Source organism: Echinicola soli (assembly GCF_006575665.1).
GTDB classification, from domain to species: Bacteria; Bacteroidota; Bacteroidia; order Cytophagales; family Cyclobacteriaceae; genus Echinicola; species Echinicola soli.
This window is the reverse complement of sequence record NZ_CP041253.1, coordinates 2,999,363-3,021,237: the sequence shown is the minus strand read 5'-3', so window position 1 is coordinate 3,021,237 and position 21,875 is coordinate 2,999,363. Positions and strand designations below refer to the sequence as shown.

At 43.1% G+C, this 21,875-nt stretch carries 20 protein-coding genes; 2 read left to right on the top strand and 18 right to left on the bottom strand.

What is annotated here, in order from left to right; genetic code table 11:
• Positions 1 to 23 precede the first annotated feature (23 nt).
• Entirely contained in the window at positions 24 to 1,217 is a 1,194-nt protein-coding gene (locus tag FKX85_RS12065) for a PQQ-dependent sugar dehydrogenase (protein WP_141614971.1), read from the top strand.
• A 247-nt stretch (positions 1,218 to 1,464) separates the two neighbouring features.
• Here the strand turns inward: FKX85_RS12065 and FKX85_RS12060 are convergent, their stop codons facing one another.
• A complete protein-coding gene (locus tag FKX85_RS12060; protein ID WP_141614970.1) occupies positions 1,465 to 2,778 on the bottom strand; it encodes an ABC1 kinase family protein in 1,314 nt (437 codons plus the stop codon).
• Positions 2,779 to 2,790: 12 nt separating this feature from the next.
• The gene (locus FKX85_RS12055) at positions 2,791 to 3,456 is read right to left on the bottom strand and encodes a TetR/AcrR family transcriptional regulator (protein ID WP_141614969.1); all 666 of its coding nucleotides are present in this window, start codon (positions 3,454 to 3,456) and stop codon (positions 2,791 to 2,793) included.
• Between the two features lie 158 nt (positions 3,457 to 3,614).
• On the opposite strand from FKX85_RS12055, the gene FKX85_RS12050 reads away from it, so the two are divergent.
• Positions 3,615 to 4,949: a S41 family peptidase gene (locus FKX85_RS12050; protein WP_141614968.1), complete on the top strand. Its 1,335-nt coding sequence runs from the start codon at positions 3,615 to 3,617 to the stop codon at positions 4,947 to 4,949.
• Positions 4,950 to 4,998: 49 nt separating this feature from the next.
• Here FKX85_RS12050 and FKX85_RS12045 read toward each other — a convergent pair whose 3' ends face one another.
• From FKX85_RS12045 to FKX85_RS11970, 16 genes are all read right to left on the bottom strand, one after another.
• A complete protein-coding gene (locus FKX85_RS12045; protein ID WP_141614967.1) occupies positions 4,999 to 5,889 on the bottom strand; it encodes a DUF4249 domain-containing protein in 891 nt (296 codons plus the stop codon).
• Between the two features lie 5 nt (positions 5,890 to 5,894).
• Complete coding sequence (locus tag FKX85_RS12040; RefSeq protein WP_141614966.1) at positions 5,895 to 8,243, bottom strand: TonB-dependent receptor; 2,349 nt, start codon at positions 8,241 to 8,243, stop codon at positions 5,895 to 5,897.
• A gap of 361 nt (positions 8,244 to 8,604) precedes the next feature.
• On the bottom strand, positions 8,605 to 9,210 hold the full coding sequence (hisIE, locus tag FKX85_RS12035) for a bifunctional phosphoribosyl-AMP cyclohydrolase/phosphoribosyl-ATP diphosphatase HisIE (RefSeq protein WP_141614965.1): 606 nt from the start codon (positions 9,208 to 9,210) through the stop codon (positions 8,605 to 8,607).
• 149 nt (positions 9,211 to 9,359) lie between these two features.
• Entirely contained in the window at positions 9,360 to 10,115 is a 756-nt protein-coding gene (gene hisF / locus FKX85_RS12030) for an imidazole glycerol phosphate synthase subunit HisF (protein WP_141614964.1), read from the bottom strand.
• Positions 10,116 to 10,247: 132 nt separating this feature from the next.
• Positions 10,248 to 10,967: a 1-(5-phosphoribosyl)-5-[(5-phosphoribosylamino)methylideneamino]imidazole-4-carboxamide isomerase gene (gene hisA / locus FKX85_RS12025; RefSeq protein WP_141614963.1), complete on the bottom strand. Its 720-nt coding sequence runs from the start codon at positions 10,965 to 10,967 to the stop codon at positions 10,248 to 10,250.
• A 2-nt stretch (positions 10,968 to 10,969) separates the two neighbouring features.
• Complete coding sequence (gene hisH, locus FKX85_RS12020; RefSeq protein ID WP_141614962.1) at positions 10,970 to 11,554, bottom strand: imidazole glycerol phosphate synthase subunit HisH; 585 nt, start codon at positions 11,552 to 11,554, stop codon at positions 10,970 to 10,972.
• Positions 11,555 to 11,909: 355 nt separating this feature from the next.
• Positions 11,910 to 12,701 carry a phenylalanine 4-monooxygenase gene (locus tag FKX85_RS12015; protein WP_141614961.1) on the bottom strand — a complete coding sequence of 264 codons (792 nt, stop codon included), beginning with the start codon at positions 12,699 to 12,701 and terminating at the stop codon, positions 11,910 to 11,912.
• A gap of 495 nt (positions 12,702 to 13,196) precedes the next feature.
• Positions 13,197 to 14,216 carry a 3-deoxy-7-phosphoheptulonate synthase gene (aroF, locus tag FKX85_RS12010; protein WP_141614960.1) on the bottom strand — a complete coding sequence of 340 codons (1,020 nt, stop codon included), beginning with the start codon at positions 14,214 to 14,216 and terminating at the stop codon, positions 13,197 to 13,199.
• A 155-nt stretch (positions 14,217 to 14,371) separates the two neighbouring features.
• Positions 14,372 to 15,148 carry a tryptophan synthase subunit alpha gene (gene trpA, locus FKX85_RS12005; protein WP_141614959.1) on the bottom strand — a complete coding sequence of 259 codons (777 nt, stop codon included), beginning with the start codon at positions 15,146 to 15,148 and terminating at the stop codon, positions 14,372 to 14,374.
• Between the two features lie 125 nt (positions 15,149 to 15,273).
• Positions 15,274 to 16,452, bottom strand: a complete 1,179-nt coding sequence (gene trpB, locus FKX85_RS12000; protein WP_141614958.1) for a tryptophan synthase subunit beta — start codon at positions 16,450 to 16,452, stop codon at positions 15,274 to 15,276.
• Between the two features lie 42 nt (positions 16,453 to 16,494).
• The gene (locus FKX85_RS11995; RefSeq protein WP_141614957.1) at positions 16,495 to 17,121 is read right to left on the bottom strand and encodes a phosphoribosylanthranilate isomerase; all 627 of its coding nucleotides are present in this window, start codon (positions 17,119 to 17,121) and stop codon (positions 16,495 to 16,497) included.
• Positions 17,122 to 17,123: 2 nt separating this feature from the next.
• Entirely contained in the window at positions 17,124 to 17,942 is an 819-nt protein-coding gene (trpC, locus tag FKX85_RS11990) for an indole-3-glycerol phosphate synthase TrpC (RefSeq protein ID WP_141614956.1), read from the bottom strand.
• A 3-nt stretch (positions 17,943 to 17,945) separates the two neighbouring features.
• A complete protein-coding gene (gene trpD / locus FKX85_RS11985) occupies positions 17,946 to 18,962 on the bottom strand; it encodes an anthranilate phosphoribosyltransferase (RefSeq protein ID WP_141614955.1) in 1,017 nt (338 codons plus the stop codon).
• Between the two features lie 213 nt (positions 18,963 to 19,175).
• On the bottom strand, positions 19,176 to 19,745 hold the full coding sequence (locus FKX85_RS11980; RefSeq protein WP_141614954.1) for an anthranilate synthase component II: 570 nt from the start codon (positions 19,743 to 19,745) through the stop codon (positions 19,176 to 19,178).
• A 130-nt stretch (positions 19,746 to 19,875) separates the two neighbouring features.
• On the bottom strand, positions 19,876 to 20,199 hold the full coding sequence (locus FKX85_RS11975) for a four helix bundle protein (RefSeq protein WP_141614953.1): 324 nt from the start codon (positions 20,197 to 20,199) through the stop codon (positions 19,876 to 19,878).
• Positions 20,200 to 20,229: 30 nt separating this feature from the next.
• Positions 20,230 to 21,639, bottom strand: a complete 1,410-nt coding sequence (locus FKX85_RS11970) for an anthranilate synthase component I family protein (protein WP_141614952.1) — start codon at positions 21,637 to 21,639, stop codon at positions 20,230 to 20,232.
• Positions 21,640 to 21,875 lie beyond the last annotated feature (236 nt).

Genomic DNA, 21,875 nt, shown 5'->3' with positions numbered 1-21,875 from the left:
TTGAAAACTACAAACCCTATTTTATGAATTATCACAAAACCTTGTTTGGTGCTTTATGGCTCAGCATCTTATTGTTCTCTTGTGAAACTGATCAAGAAAATAAACTCAAGCCAATAGAAGCGGCAGAGGGAAAAAACCGAGTAGATATTTCGGCTGATTCTGCTGATGTACAGCTAGAAACCATCCAATTACCGGAAAAATTCACCATTGACGTGTGGGCGGCCAACATCCCCAATGCCAGGTCACTGAGCATATCCGAAGAGGGGATCGTCTTTGTCGGTAACCGTCAGGAGCAAAATGTGTATGCTGTCATCGATTCCGATGGAGATGGCAAAGCCGATTTCCGCTACACCCTTGCCGAAAACCTTAATTCCCCCAATGGTGTGGCCTATAAAGATGGAGACCTTTATGTCGCTGAAATCAACCGTATCCTTAAATTTCCCGATATCAAGAATCACTTGACTGATCCAAGATTCGAGGTGGTTTACGACCAATACCCTACAGAAGGGCACCATGGGTGGAAATTTATTGCATTTGGCCCTGATGGTCTTTTATACGTCCCTGTCGGCGCTCCTTGCAATATCTGCGAACCTGAAAAAGAAATCTTTGCCTCGATCACGCGTTTGGATGTAAATGCTGAAAACCCAGAACCAGAGATCATTGCACACGGTGTGCGAAATTCTGTGGGCTTTGACTGGCATCCAGATACCAAAAACCTTTGGTTTACGGACAATGGTCGCGATCAAATGGGTGACAATGTCCCTGAATGTGAACTAAATGCCGTAACTGAAGCAGGCCAACATTTTGGCTATCCCTACTGGCACCAAGGAAATGTGAAAGATCCTGAATTTGGAGATGTAGGAAAAGACCAATCTGCCTATGTAGCTCCAAAAGCAACACTAGGCCCGCACGTGGCACCTTTGGGAATGCGTTTTTATGCTGGAAACATGTTCCCTGACACTTATAAAAAGTCCATCTTCGTGGCCAAACACGGCTCTTGGAACAGAAGCAAAAAAAGTGGCTATACCGTCACCAACGTCGCGCTTGACGGCAGTGAAGTGGCAGGTGAAAAAGTATTCGCTTCAGGCTGGTTGGACGATGCCAGCCAAGAAGTTTGGGGTCGTCCAGTAGATGTGCAGGAATTGCCTGATGGCAGCCTTCTCATCTCCGATGATATGGCCAATTGCATTTATCGTATTAGCTATAGCCAGCCATAACACGTAAAATCAACCCATAAAGAGCATCAATCCATCAGAATGGAATTACCTTCGCCCCCTTTTTAGTTCGATTGCCCACTAAAAAGGGGGCGTTTTCCCAAAATAAAAAGACTGCCACGACAGCAGCCCGCATGTCACTACTCATGCCTCGCAGTGACGTTTCTCTATTTTAAACCGATGAAAATTCGATCAATCCTTCTAAGTCAGTGAAACTTTTCCGTCATGGCAGTTTTGCGAACAATACCACTTATTTCAACCAATCCGGCTTTGTGGTTTTCACTTTTGCTTGCAACTGATTCAACAGACTATACAACCCAAAATACGTCCTATTCACATATAAACCATGTTTAGAGCCCCTTGCTTGCCTGGATTTTTTGAACATTTTATCATTGGATACCCGATCACTTAGCGCAAAGATCTGATCGAAATAAGTGTCATCTGCAAAATCAAACCACTCCTGGTGAAAAGGTCTACCTATCAATGAAATCATCTCTTTAAAAACAGATTTGAAGAATATCCTTTCTTCGGCCGTATCCCTATCAGAGATAAATTCCAGGTCATAGAATATTTTATCCAGCTCTTCTTTATTGGCCACCAACTCCTTTTTGATCAAACTGAAATATCCCAGGTAAAAATCTTCAGGAATCACTTTGACACACCCAAAATCAATAATCCCCAAGTCCCCTTTTTTCATCATGATGAAATTACCGGGATGAGGATCTGCATGGACTTGCTTTAGCTCATGCACTTGGTGATGATAAAAATCCCACAGTGCTTGTCCTATCCGATTTCTTGCTTCCTGAGAAGGGCCCGTCTGAAGCCACTCTTTGATATGCTTTCCTTCCAGCCAGTCCATCGTGATGACACGCTCACAACTGAGCGCCTCATAGTAGGTGGGAAAGGCCAAATGTGGAATGTGGCTGCATTCCGCAGAAATCTCCTTTGAACGCTTTACTTCGAGCTTATAATCTGTCTCTTCCAGCAACCGCTCCTCTACTTCGGCCATATAGTGACTAAGTTCCTTTTCACTAATATTCAACAACCGAAGGGCAAAAGGCCGCACCAATTTCAGATCAGAGCTCACACTACTGGCGACACCAGGATATTGGATTTTCACCGCCAACTTCTTCCCTTCCAAGGTGGCTTGGTGTACCTGACCGATTGAAGCGGCATTCACGGCAGACCGTGTAAACGTTTCGAAAATAGCTTCTGGTCCTTTCGCGAAATACTTCTGAAATGTCTTGACCACCAAGGGATACGATAAGGGAGGGGCGCTATACTGAGCCATGGCAAATTGTTCCTGATAAGCCCTTGGCAAAAGGTTTTTGTCCATGGACATCATCTGTGCCACTTTCAATGCACTTCCCTTCAGCTCACTCAGCGAACCGTAAATATCCGTTGCATTATCATTGTCCAGTTGATCCCGGGAATGCTCGGGATCCTTAAACTTTCGGGCGTAGTGCTTTACGTAATTCCCCCCGACCTTTGCCCCTGTTTTGATAAACTTGGCTGCCCGCTGGACCTTGCCCACGGGAATGCTGGCTTGTTCTTTTTTTTCCACTGATAAAATCGATTAACGGGATTGATAAAGGAATTTGGCAAAATCCACAAAGGTGTCCAAGGCACTCTTTCCCATCAGGTCAAAGGCCAGATTCACGGATTTCTCAATGGCTTCATCGGTCTTTTCGAAACCATCGGAATGGTCTTTTATCCAAAACCTAAACACAAACAAAACCTGCAACCATAAAGCCTCATCATACTTGTCACTCAGGTAAGGACGCTTGGCGATTTCATCATTCTCCTCTCCTTCCGAAAGGACACCCTTCACATATTCCTTAAAATCATTTCTGAATCCTTGCAATTCTTGCGGCAAGGATTGGCCAGGCAGCTGATGTACCCCGTAAAGCACTAGCAAATAGCTTCTATTATGCTTTAATTCCTCAATCCATGTATAAAAAAATGCCAACAGCTTTTCCCTTGACGAGTATTCTTTATAGACTTCCTGAGATTCCAATGCCGCCAGGGTGACTAGGAAGATTTTTTGCCACACGGCTCTCTTGACGGCGGTAAAGCTGGAGAAAAAAGCATAAAAATCCACTTCTTTCATTTTAAGTTCATTGGTAAACTTAAAGACCGATGCTGGAGATTTGCCATGCTCCAAAATATAGGTCTTGTAAGCGTCTATGATTTTTGCCCGCTTGTCAATTTTCGTTGCCTTCTTTGCAGTTGTCTTTTCCATAGTCTTGTCTGGTTTACTCATTAGTAATAACACCAAAACCAAGCTGTAGGTTTTAGTTTTCAATGATTTATCCAGTATTTTTGCTGACTGGAAAAATCAAGTCTTTTTAAAATCTGAAAAGCGATTTTCTCCGTTTATCCATGTAGATGTATTCCACTATGAAAAAAGCCGCCCTTCTACCTTTTATTGGCCTTTCCTTGCTTGGCATGTTGATCATGACCATAACTTCGTGTCACGATGATCTTGATGATCCGCGTTTCACCGACAGCATAGTAAAAACGGGAATTTATGCCAGTATGGGAGAATGGTACTTTTGGAATGACAAGATGCCTGCTGATGTGGACTTTGATGCCTACACTACATATGATGATCTTTTGGAAGCCTTAAAATACCAAGAGCTCGACCGCTGGTCTTATCTGACGACACCCGATGCTTTTGACAAGGCCTTTACAGGCCAAAATATTGGTCATGGCTTTGGCTGGGGGCTTGCTGAAGACGGAAATCTTTACCTTACATTTGTCTATGACGACGCTCCCGCAGGTAAGGATCGCTGGAAAAGAGGCTGGAAAATCACCCAAGTCAATGGCAAACCCATCGATGATTACAAAACCAGCTCTGGCTATAACTTCCTACTGGGCCCTGCAGAAAGTGGCATCAGCAATACCTTCACTTTTGAATTACCTAACGGAACCACCACCACGCGCACCAATACCAAGGCAGCTTATCAGTCAAACTCCATTCTACATCAATCCACCGTCAATGCAAATGGCAAAAAAACAGGTTACCTTGTCTACAATAGCTTCAAGGCCACAGCAGGCCTCAAGCCGACCCAAAGCAAGGAGATCGAAGAGGCCTTGAACAAGCTGGAAGAGGAGAATATTTCAGAGCTGATCATTGACTTGCGCTATAATGGTGGCGGCGCTGTCCGCGTGGCCGAGCAGCTTATGAACAGCCTCATACCAGCTGCTGCAGATGGGGCCATTATGTACACCGACCAACACAACAGCAACAAAAAAGAAATGAATGAAAGTGTCTATTTTGAAAAAAAAGGGAACCTGTCGCTCAGCCGCATTTTCTTCATTACCTCCGGAGGGTCTGCCTCTGCCAGTGAACTCACAATTAACTGTCTCACTCCCTACATGGATGTAAAGTTGGTCGGACAAAATACCTATGGCAAGCCTGTTGGTGCTTTTCCAGTGTCCGACTTTAACAAACACCTAAAGGAGCGTAATGTGGAACTGGTTCCCATCACCTTTTCGACCGCCAATGCAAATGGCACAGCAGCCTACTTCGATGGTTTCCCAGTAGATTACGAGGCTGTAGACGGCATTTCATACGATTGGGGAGATCCAGCAGAGCCACGATTAGCGGCAGCCATCCACTATATTAAGACAGGAAGCTTCCCCGCTCTGGGCCGAAAGCAGTCCTCATCTCCATCCTGGTTGATGATTGATGATTTTGAGGGACTGGAGAAAGAATTCCCTGTGTATTAATTAAAATAAAACTATCATCATACCACAATTGATTTTCATGGTGACGCAATTACCTGTACTTAAAAACACTCGAACTCCGCCCAGTAATAATTCCCAGCCCTCCCTGAATATTTGTAAAAACTTGAACTGGCTGGGCAAAAGGATCATCAGCGTTCCAATTCTGCAGCCCATAAGTCGTGTAAAACTCATAATAAGCCTTGGAAACTGAATAAAGATAGACGTCAACCGCTGATTCAGAATCTTCTCCAAAACTAGAACCACTGGACACTAAATCAAACCTGACCTCTTCTCCCTCAAATAGTTTATCATCAAACATCACTGAGTAATAGTTGCTAAACTCATGTTGATAAACGGGGTTTTTCGCCTCCAAATCCACATAGTGGACATTTTTATAAAATACAGAATCCCCTTCAGTATCGACGTACTTACTTTCAAAACTAGAAATTGCTTTCACTAAAAAGTAATTTTCTCCTGGAGGATCATTAAAGACCAACGTTATATTTTGTTGTTGATCCCACTCATCGATATAATTCTCGCCTTCATAAATGACATCCCTTAGCTCCACACTTACCGGTATACTGTCTGTGCCCGTTACCCTATCATACCCCGGTACATCCACATCCAATGTATAGCGTCTTCCTTCATTTATGACCACATTAGTATTACTATAAATGCCTTCTTCTTCATTAAAGAAAAGAGGTACTTGGTTTTGACCGTCAGAAAGTAGTACCGTAGCATCTTTTATCGGAAGGTATTCGTTAGAATTATCCAAAATGTGCTTGCTAAACACCACCTTGGCGACAGGAATACTATCATGACTAAAATTGGCATTGACCACCACAGAGGGCCTTTCTATTGGAAGATCCACATCTACGACTGTTTCGCACCCAAACATTGCTACGCTCAGAACAAGGTAAAATATAATGTTATGATTCTTCATTTTGATTAGAATTTAAATCCATAGGTAACCGAAGGGATAAATGGAAACAAGCTATACTGCACTACCTTCTTATTGCCATTATTGTCATAGCCTAAATCCATAAAGAAAGGATTCCTGCGATTATAGACATTGTAAATCGCCAAAGTCCACTTCCTTTCGCCCCATTTTTTAGTCTTCCACCAACTAAAGCTTAAATCCAATCGGTGATAGTCACGATTTCTGAAATTATTTCTACTCTCATAGTACTCCACTTCATTGTTGTAGTACCAGCTATTATTATCTTCTCGATCTGGTGCCTCATACCTAAGAGAAGGAAGAGAGAAAGCATTGCCTGTCCCATACACCCAGGCCAAAGAAAAATCCTTGTTATCCTTCCATTCATGCGTAAGCGCCAAGCTGATATCATGCCTTCTATCATATTTATATGGATACCACTTGCCGAAGTTTATTTCTTCGAATTGTCTATCTGTTTTGGAAAGTGTATAGCCTAACCATCCTGATATTTTTCCGATTTTTTTCTGGATAAGGAGCTCCAGTCCATAACTTCTTCCTTCTCCCACGGCGACCTTATTCTCCCAGTTCTCGTCTACATTTAAGTAGGTGGCTCCATCTCTGTATTCAATCAAGCCATCCATTGTCTTGTAATATCCTTCTAAACTAATCTCAAAACCTCTATAGCTTCTTGCAATGCCCAGGCCTACCTGGGTAGCTTTCTGGGGGCCGATGGCAGCGGTGGCAGGAACCCATAAATCGGTGGGCAATCCCAAACCAGCATTGGTCAATAGATGGATATACTGTGCCATTTTCACATAGCTGGCTTTGATGGAGGTACTTCCATTGACAAGATACCTGGCAGCAATTCTTGGTTGTAAGGATTGAAAATGCTTGCCTTCTGTCATAAAACCTGAATAGTGCGCCCCCAAATTAGCCTTCAACTTATCAGTGACAGCAATGTCATCTTCAATATAAATAGCATATTCTGTGGAATTGAGTTCCTCCGAGCCTTCCTTCATATCTGAGATACCTGAACCTTTTGTGACATATACCCCTGGAGAAAACTTATGTGAAATGACATTTGCTCCAAAACGGATATAATGATCAGGGTTTGGCACATAATCAAAATCAACTTTCCCGGCCCAATCCCGTATCCCCGAAAAATACCTTTCGGTATATTCAGTAACGCTGGTATTGACACCATCATCGACCTTTTCATAATAATCACTGAACAAATCAAAGTGGTACTTGCTGTATGTAAAAGTATAATTGCTGAACAGCTTATTATTAATCACATTATTCCATCGCAATGCTGAAATAAAATTTCCCCACCTAATGCCATAAGCATCATCATAATCCGTGCGGATATTGTTGTTTACATAATAACTGGAATACTTGTTGTAAGCTTTGTCATCACCTTTATATACACTGAAATATAACCTATTCCTATCATCAATTTTGTGATTGACCTTACCATTCAGATCATAAAAATAATAGCCGGAATTCTCATCTCCCCCCGAAAAGGCTTTGATCAGAGGCCTCGCCAAAAGATCCAAGTATGTTCGTCTTGCTGAGACCAAAAATGAAGTCTTGCCCTTCTGAATAGGACCATCTACGGTGACTTTTGATGAAATAATACCGATCGAACCTTCTCCCTTGATCTTTTCCATATTACCCTCCCTCATCGTAACGTCCACCACTGATGATAATCGTCCTCCAAAACGAGAAGGAAAGCCCCCTTTTATGAGTTCTACATTATTTAGCGCATCCGCATTAAACACGGAAAAGAAACCGAACAAATGAGACGCATTATATATGGGCACTCCATCCAATAAAATCAGATTTTGGTCTGGGCCACCGCCACGGACATATAGCCCACTTGCTCCCTCTGTCCCCGACTGGACTCCAGGAAGGAGCTGGAGTACTTTGATCACATCTACTTCACCGAGCAAGGCCGGCAATTCTTTTATATGATGAATGGGGACATCTATGGTGCTCATACGATTGACTTCCTGTATCCTGTCCATATCCTGTGCTGAGACCACCACCTCTGCCAACTCCCCATCTGCAATCAGTGCCACATTGAGGACGGTATCTTGAATAGAAGTTAACTGTATCCTTTGCGTCTTAAAACCTACATAACTAATATACAAGTCCACACTGTCGGATTCAGTCGTATAGCTGAAATAGCCAAATCTGTTTGAAACAGTGCCTTTTTCGGTTACTTTGTCAAAAATATTGACCCCTATAAGACTTTCCTTAGACCCTTCTTCCTGTACTGTCCCACTAATGGTCACTTGTTGGCAAAAACCTGCCGCTACAATAAAGAATAGTATAAAAACAGAAAAAACTGATTTCATGAGTAGTAGTTTAAATGGTTCAGCTTAGCGCCTATTCAATTTTTCCAACTAAAAAGAAAACTAATCTTATAAAAACTGTTGGTGAAACAAGAATCAAATAAAATATTAACCGAATAAACCATATTTAATCGGTTCACCACGCAATATTAAGCCGAATATCAATAAAAAAAAGTATTTATATACGCACATATACGCACATTACTAATAAGCATCAAAAATCATAGATCACCCAAAATGGGTAACGCCTAGATGAGCATAAAATATGTCAAAGTTCCATTTTAAATAATAACCACGAATCCACCAACAAAAGTAGTATTAGTGCATCCGTGGCTATTCTAAAAACCAATTTTTTAAAACAATATCAGGATTTGTGTCTCTTGATAAGGACATCCATTACCTCATCCAGCTCATAGCCTTTGGCTTCAAGCAGTACTAAATAGTGAAAAAGCAAATCCGCTGCTTCGCCCATAAAGAGATCTTTGTTATCATCCTTAGCTTCAATGACAATCTCCACCGCTTCTTCGCCTACTTTCTGGGCTACTTTATTGATACCTTTGGCAAAAAGTGAGGCCGTATAAGATGTGTCAGAAGGATTGTTTTTACGGTCTTTAATGATCCCGCGTAAATGATCGATAAATCCGGTTTGGGAGGTGTTTTCTTCATCAAAACAAGTATCTGCCCCGGTATGGCACACTGGCCCGATAGGATTGGCCTTTACCAACAACGTATCATTGTCACAATCAACTTTGATGGATTGGACATGCATAAAGTTACCGGAAGTCTCCCCTTTAGTCCATAGACGCTGCTTGGTCCTGCTGAAGAAGGTCACTTTTCCACTTTCTTGGGTTTTCTTAAGTGCTTCCTCATTCATATACCCCAGCATCAACACTTTATTGGTATCCGCATCTTGGATGATGGCTGGTACCAAACCATTTACTTTTTCAAAATCTATCTTTAATTCTTCCATTTGCTTGATTGTACTTAAATTACATTTTTCAGAAACAGGCCCCATTCCATGGCACAAAAATGGACCGAACAAACTGGATTGACACAACTAATATCAGAGAACACCCTCTTTATCCGCGTCACCAGCGTTCTTTTCCCCCGCTCCCTAAATCACATCCTCATATTGACACCTTTTTCAGCCAAATAGTGCTTCAGTTCAGGAATACCTATTTCCTTAAAGTGGAAAATACTGGCCGCCAAGGCCGCATCGGCCTTTCCTCCTGTAAAGACATCCTTAAAATGCAGCATGGAACCTGCTCCACCTGAAGCAATTACCGGAATGGTCAGCGCTGCAGAAATCTGGCTGGTCAGCCCATCAGCAAATCCCGCTTTGGTACCATCATGATCCATACTGGTCAAGAGTATCTCCCCTGCGCCCCTGTCTGCCACTTCTTTGGCCCAAGCTTGGGTTTGGATAGTGGTAGGTTTTCTTCCTCCATGTGTGTGTACGAGATCCACTCCATCCACGTTTCGGGTATCAATGGCCACTACGATGCATTGGCTCCCAAACTCCGCGGCCATTTCACCAATGACTTCTGGTCTTTTTACAGCAGCTGAGTTGATGCTGATTTTATCAGCACCGGCATTTAGGAGCACCTTGACATCCTCTACCGTGGATATCCCTCCACCTACGGTAAAGGGGATATTGATGGCTTTGGCTACTCGTGTCACCAATTCGGCCAGGGTTTTTCGCTTATCCACCGTGGCAGTGATATCCAAAAACACCAACTCATCAGCCCCCTCGTCGGAATAGACCTTGGCCAACTCCACTGGATCACCTGCATCGCGCAAATCCACAAAATTCACTCCCTTTACCGTGCGCCCTTCTTTGATATCCAGGCAAGGTATTATTCTTTTTGTCAACATTTGATTAATCAGTTTCTCGGTTTTTGAGCAATTGGTATTAGACCGCTGATAAAACAGACAATGTCGAATATGGCTACTTGAAATTTGTGTTATTCCATTTCGCCCGCATCATCTGCATACCATTTCTTTAGGCTACAAGGCAAAGGAAGCCAGTTGTTCAAGGCTAATTCGCCCTTCGTAGAAAGCTTTGCCTACAATGACTCCATACACACCGATTTTCTCCAGTTCTTCCAAGTCCTTCACCTCCGCAACACCACCACTGGCAATCAATTGGACCCCTGGTATCTCTTGGAGAATTTCCTTATATAATTCCACCGAAGGCCCCTGGAGCAAACCGTCTTTGGCCACATCAGTACAGATCACATAACGTGCTCCTTTTGCATGATAGGCTTTGATGAAGTCTACCACATCCGATTCGGTAGTCTCTTCCCAGCCACTGATGGCGATTTTTCTGTTTTTGGCATCTGCTCCGAGAATGATCTTCTCGGATCCATGTTTCACTAGCCAACTTTCAAACAATGCCGGGTTCTTTACGGCAATACTCCCGCCTGTCACCTGACTGGCTCCCGCATCAAAAGCCATTTGAATCGTCTCATCTGATTGAACGCCTCCTCCAAAGTCCACCTTTAGGGAAGTATTGGACGTGATATTTTCAAGTACGGCCTTGTTCACGATCGTCTTGGCTTTGGCCCCATCCAGATCCACCAAATGAAGCCGTTTGATGCCGGCTTGCTCAAACTTTTTGGCTACCTCTAGTGGATTATCAGCATATTCCTTTTTCTGTCCATAATCTCCTTGGGTCAAACGGACACATTTGCCCCCGATAATATCTATTGCTGGAATTATTTCCATGACTATAAATTCAAGAAGTTGGTTAATATTTTTTGGCCTGAATGACTGGACTTTTCAGGGTGAGCTTGCATCGCATAGAAGTTATCCTTATGCAATAACGCACTAAAGTCTTCTATATAATGGGTTTTTCCAATGGTAAATTCAGGGTGGATTTCAGCAAAATAACTGTGAACGTAATAAACATAATCGTGCTCATTGATCCCTTCCAGTAATGGCCCCTTCGTCTCCCGAAGGTTATTCCAGCCCACATGGGGCACTTTATCCTGCTGCGGAAATTTCTTTACTTTCACAGGAAATATCCCCAGGCATTCGGTATCATTTTCTTCAGAATATTCACACAACAGCTGCTGCCCCAAGCAAATCCCAAAAAAAGGCTGCTTTAGCGCTTTGATCAGCTGGTCAAGGTTTCGCTCACGGAGATACCTCATGGCCGAACTAGCTTCCCCCTGTCCGGGGAAAATCACCTTATCGGCTTTTTGGATCTCCTCCACGTTATCGGTAAGATTGGCATTGATTCCGAGACGCTCAAGGGCATAAAGCACCGACAATACATTCCCCGAGTTATATTTTATAATGGCTACATCCATTTACTATACTGCTACTTTAAAGCTAAATAGACCTCAATGTCCCAAAAGGAAAATTTGAGGTCTATTGCTTAGGTTTGTGAACTTTTTGATCTGACTGTACAAGCATAGAATCGCTTGTATTTTCGCAGCTCAAAAATAAACATTATATCCTATTTTTGAAGGTATTATCCGATCTATTTGGCAGAAAGATTGATCTTCAAAACTTCTCGCCACATTCTTATTAACCTCAGTTCGATTAATGCAATTCGATAAAAAAAGGTTATGACGTCATTACGAGCCTGTCCACCGCCAAAGGCAGGCCTGTTTGGCACCAGACAGACTCGCATTGACTATTTTTTAAATCGATCTCAGCTTATTATTCTTTCTCGAGCCCTTCACTGGCGATCAGCTCTTCTCCCAAGACTTTCTCGATCTCAGGGATGGAATTATAAAGCTGCTCATAGCTATCTATCACAAAATACTTATCCTGAAACTTATCCTTCCAGTAGGGCGTCTGCATGATCCTTCTGACATCATAATCAATATGGTCAGGATCATCAGAAAGGCTAAACTTGGTCTCACCAGCGGAGCTCAAAATCCCCGCACCATAAATCCGCAATTCACCATTTTCCCGGATCAATCCGAACTCAATGGTAAACCAATAGATCCTGGACAACAAATGAATCGCCCATTTATCATCAATATACTTGAGCGCTATCCCACTTAGGTCCTGCAAAAAATCCACGTATGGTTGGTTGGTGAGCAAAGGCATATGTGCAAAAGCATCATGAAACATGTCCGGCTCTTCCAAATAATCCAACTGCTCCATTTTTCGCAGCCATGTGGAGGATGGAAACCGCTTGTTTTTCAACAAACCAAAGAACAAATCATCGTCAATCAATCCCGGCACTACCTGCACTCCCCATCCTGTAGACTTGCTCAAAACCCGGTTTACTTCAGCAAAATTGGCAATTCGGTCAGCACTGAAGTTGATCTCCTTGATACCGTCCAAATAGGCTTGCGAAGCGGCTTTGGGAAGGTTGACAATTTGCCTCTCGTAGAGGGTTTTCCATACCGCAAAATCCTCTTCAGTGTAAGCATCATAATCCTGGTGCATTTCTTTTAGTCGAGGGTCTTTGAAGACCCAGTCCGCTGGTTTACCTGCCATCTTATATTTGGGTTAGTTCTACTTAAATTTACGTATATTCTGAAAATGGGTTAAAATAAAAAAGGCCTAATCCCGAGTAGGATTAGGCCTTTGTATAATTTTCACAGTAAAGCTCACAGCATTACACCTAATCCTTTTTGGGGAGAAAATGGTAGTAATAGCTGTAATATTTTACGGATAGGTTTTTCATCTTGATTCACAAAGATAAAGAGTTACTTTCTCTAATCAAAATTCCTTGTCTCATAATCAGGGAAATCGCTTTTAAACTATCAGTGAAGTGATGTCAGCCTGAATTCAATAACACCATTGGCTAAAAGCGATTTCCTTGGTCTCATAATTACACTAAATTGTTTTACTCCGTCGTTGCGGCATTTACAATAGCGGTTTTTCCTAAGTCATTGTGAGTAGCATGCGACGTGACAATATCGGGTTTATCCAACAGATGGCTTCGCTCCACTATCGTTCCGCTCGCGGTATGACGGTTTATATGGAGGTTTACAACAAATCAAACGTCTTCCTCATCGCAAACGTCTGCCTGATCTGGCTGGCCAATTGGGCACTTTGGGCAAAATCCAGCGTCTGCTGACCATCTGAATAGGCCTTTTCCGGGATTTCATGGGCTTCATAGATGATCCCGTCTGCTCCGGCCATCACCCCAGCCAAGGCCATTTGGTGGACAAATTTCCGGATACCGATACCATGAGATGGATCCACCACCACGGGAAGATGGGACTTGTCCTTCAGCACCGGCACAGCGTTCAGGTCCAGGGTATTCCTGGTTGCTTTTTCATACGTCCTGATACCTCGCTCGCACAGGATCAGCTTCTCATTTCCTCCCGAAAACACATATTCCGCTGACTGCAGCAATTCTTCGATCGTACCGGAAATCCCTCGCTTGATCATTACCGGCTTATCTACTTTGCCCAGTTCATCCAGCAAATTAAAATTCTGGGTATTTCTGGCACCTACCTGGAATACATCCACATAATCCATCATCTCTTCGATCTGCGAAACCTGCATCACCTCTGTGATGATCTTGATCCCGGCTTTGCTGGCCAATTCATGCCAAAGCTTCAATCCCTCTATTCCCAATCCACGGAATGCATAAGGGCTACTTCGAGGCTTATATACTCCTCCACGCATGATTTTGATATCATTGGCCTTCAGGTGATCGATCACTTTTACAATTTGCTCCTCACTCTCGATCGAGCATGGACCTGCCATCACGGCCATATCACCTTCCTTGATATATACACCATCTCCCAAATCGATGGAAGTTGGGTTTACTTTCCACTTTTTAGAGACCAATTTATATGCATCGGATACGATATGGATATCCTGGATACCCTCATGATGTCCAAATTTACGAATATCAAATTCCGTACTGCCGATTCCCACCAGATACGTTCCCTTTTGAGTGGACACTTCAGTAATCTTATACCCCACTCGATTAATATCTTTGATCAGGCGCTCCTTTTGTGCTTCGGTGATGTCCTTTTTTACTTGTATGATCATTTCTTATTTGTTTAGAAAGTTTGGAGGTCAATAGGTTTAAATCGTGTAAAGTTTGAAGGTTTCAGGCTCGTTGTTTTGCTTTTAAGCCATTAATTTTTGATGGTAAGAGCTTGTGACTTGGTACTTCATTCTTGGCTCTTTATCCTCCCCCAATACTATCCCTGCTTTACTCCGTGAATGTATGTTTTAATATCTGCTTTTAGGTCTTTGGCATCCCTGATCACTTTGATGAAAGCACTGCCGATAATAGCACCATTGCTGTAGGCCGAAGCCTTGGAGAATGTGGCATGGTCTGAAATCCCAAAACCTATCAATCGTGGATTTTCCAGTTTCATGTTTTTGACCCTTTCAAAATACGCCTCTTGCTCATCAGAAATACCTGATTTTGCCCCTGTGATGCTGTGGGAAGACACCATGTAGATAAACCCGTCGGACTGTAGGTCTATTTCACGGATGCGCTCTTCAGTGGTCTGCGGAGAGATAAGAAAGGTATTGCGAAGATCATATTCGTCAAACAATGCTTTATAATCATCCTGATATTGCTGAATAGGCAGGTCTGGCACAATAAGCCCATCCACGCCCACCTCCTTGCATTTCTTACAAAATGCCTCTATACCATATTGCAAAATAGGATTAAGGTACCCCATCAGTACCACTGGAATCGTCACCGTTTCCCTCATTTGCTCCAGCTGTAGAAACATCTTTTTCATGTTCATGCCATTATCAAGGGCAACTTTATTGCTTTCTTGAATGGTAGGGCCATCGGCTACAGGATCTGAATAAGGCATCCCCACTTCGATGATATCAGCACCCGCCTCTTCGATAGCTTCCATAATGGCGAGCGTATCTTCCAACTTGGGAAAACCTGCTGTAAAATATATGGAAAGGATGTTTTCCTTCTTATCTTGAAATAATTGATCTATTCGGTTCATAGTTGATTGAAAGATTGGAAATTGTAAAATCGGAAGATTGGTAACACAACTTCTCCAACTTCTCCTGCCAATCCTCTTTTTTCTTTGCTCTTTGCTCTTGATACTAGCTACTTGATATGCTATACTCAGTACCCTCCCCACTTGATGTATGTATCCAAATCCTTGTCACCTCTTCCGGACAGATTGATCACAATCACATCACTTGCCCCAAACTTCACTTGCTTCAGTGCCGAAAGTGCATGGGCAGATTCAATCGCCGGAATGATTCCTTCCAACCTGCTCAGCTCTATTCCTGCTTTCATCGCATCCTCATCCTCCACGGCAAAGAATTCGCCTCTTTTCGAATCGAACAAATGGGCATGGACTGGGCCTATACCTGGATAATCCAACCCAGCAGAAATGGAATGCGGCTCGACCACCTGTCCGTCTTCGGTCTGCATCAAGAGTGTCTTACTGCCATGTAAAACTCCCGGTGTACCCAACGCAGTAGTCGCTGCGGACTTTCCCGAGGTTACACCTAGTCCAGCTGCTTCGACTGCAATTAACCTAACTGAAGGAGTATTATAATAATGGTAAAAAGCCCCAGCTGCATTACTGCCACCACCTACACAGGCAATCACCAAGTCAGGGTCTTCTTTGCCTTCTTTTTCTTTCAACTGATATTTGATCTCTTCGCTGATCACCGATTGGAACCGCGCTACCATTTCCGGATATGGATGTGGTCCTACCACCGAACCAATAATGTAATGGGTGTCCACAGGATTATTGATCCACTGTCTGAGGGCTTCATTGGTTGCGTCTTTTAACGTCTGGCTGCCGGAAGTGGCGGGCACCACTTTCGCTCCCAAAATCCGCATCCGCTCTACATTGGGCTTTTGGCGCTCCATGTCGATGGCTCCCATAAAGACCGTACAATCCATCCCCATCAGGGCACAAACGGTCGCCGTAGCCACCCCATGTTGGCCAGCTCCGGTTTCGGCGATAATACGTTTCTTCCCCAGCTTCTTGGCCAAAATGATCTGGCCAATGGTATTGTTCACCTTATGGGCTCCTGTATGACAGAGATCTTCCCGCTTGAGATAGATTTTTGCACCATATTTCTCAGACAGCCGCTTGGCATAGTACAAAGGTGTAGGACGCCCTACATAGTCTTTTAAAAGCGCATGAAATTCATCTTTGAATTCGTCCGATTCGGTAATTTTCTCATAATTGGTCCTAAGTTCTTCCACATTGGGATAGAGCATTTCGGGGATGTAAGCTCCCCCAAATTTCCCATAGAACCCTTTTTCATCTACTTTAACCATAGTTTTATCAAATACTCCCTGAAGCAGGGTACATTTAAATGCTTATATTTTTTCTTGTAACGCCTTTACAAAACGGATGACTTTCTCCACATCTTTAAAGGCTGCATGAAGCTCAAATTTAGAATTGATATCCACACCTGCCAGCTTAGGCTGCTTTTGCTGTAGATGCTTGATTTCCTCCACATTTTCCTCTTGAATCCCCCCACTTAACAAAAATGGTCTTTCCAACGGATATTTTTCCAAAAGCTCCCAATCGAACCGTTTTCCTGATCCTCCATATCCCTTCGTTTCCGTATCAAACAGAAAATATGTTACGTGCGGCTCAAAGCCTTTTAAATACGTCCAGTCTACCTCCCCTGTAACCCTGAAAACCTTTATGATATCAGCAGTAATCTGCTTCTTCAGGTCCGCCACAAAAGCCACATCCTCATCACCATGAAGCTGGATATAGGCCAGGCCAAAATCATTGGCTTTCGTTACTATCTCTGCCATCGGCACATTCACGAACACGCCCACTTTGGCGGCTTTGGTGGATGGAATAGTGGAAGCATCAGCGACATACCGAGAAGATTTTGGATAAAAAATCATCCCCATCAGGTCTGGCTGAACCTTTTCGTCCAGCTCCCTGATGTTTTCTACATCGCGCATACCACATACTTTCACTAACATGGTCAAACTGTTTCCGTTTTGAAATCTGGGCTTAACTCCCTGTATTTGTTCATAAAGTTATAGGCTGCCTGATGTGGCCTGATGGATTTCATAAAGTTCTCCCCTATCAAGAACCCATCAAATCCCCCTTTCTTCAAGTCTACCAAGGTCTGGGGATCAGAAATCCCACTTTCAGAAATTTTCACGAATTTATCAGGAATTTTACCTACCAAACCATAAGAGGTATCCAACGATACTTCAAAAGTCTTTAAGCTTCTGTTATTGACCCCCACCAAATCCAGCTGATCGTTCAGTGACCGGTCCAGTTCCTCTTGGTCGTGCACTTCCATCAGTACTTCCAGTCCCAGCTTGTGCGCAAAGGCAGCCAGTTCCTCTAACCGCTTTGGTTCCAGTGCCGCAGCAATCAACAGGATGCAATCTGCCCCTATTGATTTGGCTTCCACGATTTGGTATTCGTCGATGATAAAATCCTTTCTCAGAATAGGGCAGAAATTGAACCGTCTAGCAGTGGTCAAGTCTTCATTGGAACCACCAAAGAACTCCTTGTCTGTCAGAACGGACAATGCCGAAGCCCCTGCTTGCATATATCCGATGCTGGTTTTTTCCACTTTTGCTGCACTGTTGATAGCGCCTTTGGAAGGGGACTTTCTCTTGAATTCCGCGATAATACCGGTTTTCTCGGGATCAGTCACATATTTCTTCATGGACACCACCTTACTTTCAAAGAAAATGCTTCGCTCCAACATTTTTGTGGGCACCAAGCCTTTGCGTTCAGTTACTTCTTCCTTTTTATGGGCAATGATTTTGTCAAGTATATTCATGGATTATGGTTTTGCTAGTGAAACAGATGTTTTTGGGTTGACCAAATTTTTGAACGTTTGAAGGGCCTTGCCACTGTCCAGAGAAGCCGTCGCCTTGGCAATACCTTCTTCAAAGTCCATTGATTGATCAGCAGTAACCAGTGCCGCTGCGGCATTGGCCAGGATCACTGCCCGCTGGGCTTGCGTTCCTTCCCCTTTGAGGATATTTTGGAAGATTTTAGCAGATTCCTCGATCGTTTTGCCTCCTTCAATTGCCGAAGGATTTACTTTGGGCAAGCCGATAGACTCTGGAGAGATCAGTCGCTCGCCGCCATTGGAGACCATTTTAAAATCCCCGGTAAGCGAAACCTCATCATATCCATCCAACGAGTGTAAAATACTGAAGTCTACACGGCTATTTTGATACAAATAGCCATAGAGCCTCGCCAGTTCCAAGCTAAACACCCCGACCAATTGTTTCTTTGGAAAGCTGGGATTTACCATCGGCCCAAGCATGTTAAAGAAAGTTTTCACGCCTAATTCTTTTCGGATAGGACCGACATTCTTCATCGCCGGATGAAAAAGCGGCGCATGTAGAAAGCAAATCCCCGCTTCATCAAGGTTTTTCCGGATCACATCGATGTCATTGGTGAATTCATAACCAAAATGCGCCAATAAGTTAGAGGATCCGCAAATGGAAGAAACCCCGTTATTACCATGTTTGGCTACGTTTTGTCCCGCACCGGCTACCACAAAGGAGGAAAGGGTGGAAATATTAAAAGTATCCTTCCCATCTCCGCCGGTACCGCACAGGTCCATGGCGTCATACTCTGCAATTTCTACAGGGATACACTGTTCGAGCATTGCTTCACGGAATCCTTCCAATTCCTCCACCGTGATGCTCCTCATCATGTAGACGGTCATAAAAGCCGCCATTTGGCTTTGGTTATACTCGCCTGAGGTTATTTTTTTCAACGTTTCCTTCGCCTCTGCCTTGCCTAGTGTCCTATGTTCAATTAGGTGATTTAGAATCTCTTTCATCTGCTTTTAGTTCATTTTCAATGGTCAAATAGCCTGTCCCGAACCTGTCTGCCTCAGGCTTAATTCGGGAGAATCCCGCAAGTTGATAATCATCCCTCTATGAGACGTTATGGTCATGCTCGATTTCATGATCAAACTTATTATTACTCCAAAGCACTGGCTTTAGATGATGGTTGCTTATTTCCGTGTAATTTACTGATTAACTGCCAAAGATCAGCTATTTATCCAGTTTTGGACAATCTGCTTTCCGTGCTCCGTCAGCACGCTTTCTGGATGAAACTGCAGCCCTCTCACTTTATACTCCTTGTGCCTTACGGCCATGATCTGTCCATCTGGAGTTTTGGCCGTAATTTCCAAGTCTTCTGACAGCGTAGACTCATCGATCACCCAGCTGTGGTACCTTCCGATTTTAAAGCTATCGGGCACACCATCAAAAAGCAGGTCTTTCTGTAATACCTTCACCTCAGAAGCAACACCGTGCACCACTTCCGTTAGGTTATTTAGCCCACTTCCAAAAGCCTCCCCTATAGCCTGATGCCCCAGACAAACGCCAAGAATATCTTTCTTAGCGGCATACTTCTTCAACAGCTCCGGCATGATGCCCGCATCGGCAGGAACCCCTGGTCCCGGTGACAGCAATATCTTATCGTAAGCTGCCACATCTTCCACACTGATTTTATCATTCCGGAAGACGTCCATCGCTGCTCCATACCCCAGCTCACGGATGATATACACCAGGTTATATGTAAATGAATCGTAATTATCGAGTACTAGTATTTTCATGGTATCTTGATTGAAAGATTGAAAAATTTAAAAATTGAAAAATTATTTATTTCCAACATCCATTTTCCTCATCTCATTTTATTTTTTTTTCAAATGCCCTTAAGTAATTAATAAACCCTTTAATTTCCTTCTAAATATTTAAAAGGCTTTCTTTTAAATCCCAATAGTCATCTTCTTTTATTCTACCGGCTTTGGACAAAACAAATGCTTGGCTTCTTAACTCCCCTGCAGAACCTTTTGCGTATTCTAGAAATCGGATAAAATTCTTGTTGTCATTGTACTCAAAGCCTTCTGCAATATTGTTTGATATTGAAATTGCAGCCCCACTTAATTGGTCTCTTGATTTAAAGTCCTTAGATAATGGTAATTTATCAACTAAATCATAGACTTCTATTCCAATTTCAGCAGCATACTTCCGAACATCCAATTCCTCAAAGCAGTCATTCTTTGCCATAATTTTCCAATTCTTAATTTTTTTTAATCCTTAAACTTCTTCGGCGGCTTTGAGGGCGACGCGGAGGGCTTGGAGTTTGTTGGTGACTTCTTGAAGTTCGCTTTCGATGGAAGATTTGGCCACTACCCCGGCTCCAGCTTGGAAACGAAGCTTGTTGTTTTCGGATACGAATGACCTGATCAGGATAGCATGGTTAAAGTCTCCATTGAATCCCAAAAAGCCAATGGCACCTCCATAGAATTTACGGCTGGTGTTTTCAAGCTTGTCGATGATCTCCATTGCCCTATATTTGGGAGCGCCTGAAAGCGTCCCCGCCGGGAAAGTATCCGCTACTAGTTGAAGGGGATTAGCCGTCTCAGGCAGCATGCCCGTTACTTTTGACACCAAGTGGATGACATGGGAGTAATATTGGATTTCTTTAAACACCTCTACTTCTACTTTTTCTGATGACCTGCTCAGGTCGTTCCTGGCCAGGTCCACCAGCATCACATGCTCCGAATTTTCTTTTGGATCATCGTAAAGTTTGGTGGCCAATTCGGCGTCCGCCAGGTCATTCCCTGTTCGTTTAAACGTCCCTGCAATAGGATAAATCGTAGCCTTTCTGCCCTTCACGACAATCTGTGCTTCAGGAGAACTTCCAAAAACCTTATAAGAGCCGTAATCAAAATAAAACAAGTACGGAGAAGGATTAACGGACCTTAATGCACGATAAACATTAAACTCATCTCCCTTAAAACCTGTGGTGTAGCACCTTGAAAGCACTATCTGGAAGACATCCCCCTTAAAACAATGTTCTCGGCCCTGACGAAGGATATCCAAGAACTGGTTGTCGGTATAATTGGAAGTCTCCTCTCCGTCCAACTTAAACGAATAGGTCGGGATGTTGCGGTTGTTCAGAAGGGTTTCGATTTCTGTTATCCGGTCATCTTCGCCATTAATATGATAATCAAAAATATGGAGTTCATTCTTAAAGTGATCGACCACAATGACATTCTTATAGACTGCATAAAAAGCCTGCGGCACAGCAGACTCCTTGGTATTTTCCAGTGTGATGTCCTCAAAACTCCCCACCGTATCAAACTGCATATAACCAAAAAGACCGTTGGTGATAAATTTGAAATCATTGGATTCCTCTTCAAACCTGGATGAAAAGGCTTTCAGTTTATCCACCAATTTATCCCCTTTTTTCAAGTCATATTGGTTTTTCCCTTCCTCTGGAAAAGTCTCCCTTATGGTCTTTCCATCAAAAGAAAAAGTAGCCATAGGATTGAAACATATGTACGAATAGCTATTGTCCTGGCCATGATAATCAGAACTCTCCAGTAGGATAGGGTTTTTAAACTTGTCCCTCACTTGTAGGTAAATACTCACTGGGGTAATGGTGTCCGCCAGTCGTTTCTTGTACCGTGTGTTGATCTTAAATCTTTGTAGTGTGTCCATGGTTAAACTATCGAATAAAATAAAAAAAGGCTTACCGGGGAATTCCAGCAAGCCTTATAAGGTAATATTTTTTACTCTTTTACATATAGGCAATGGTCAGCTGTTCTTCCCAGTCAGAAGTTCCATTTGCCACCACCAATATTGAGTATTGAATTGTTTCATTTTTTTATCTTCAGGCAAATATAAAAATGGATTCTATTTGCAAAAAACATTTACTACAAAATTTCACAAAAATA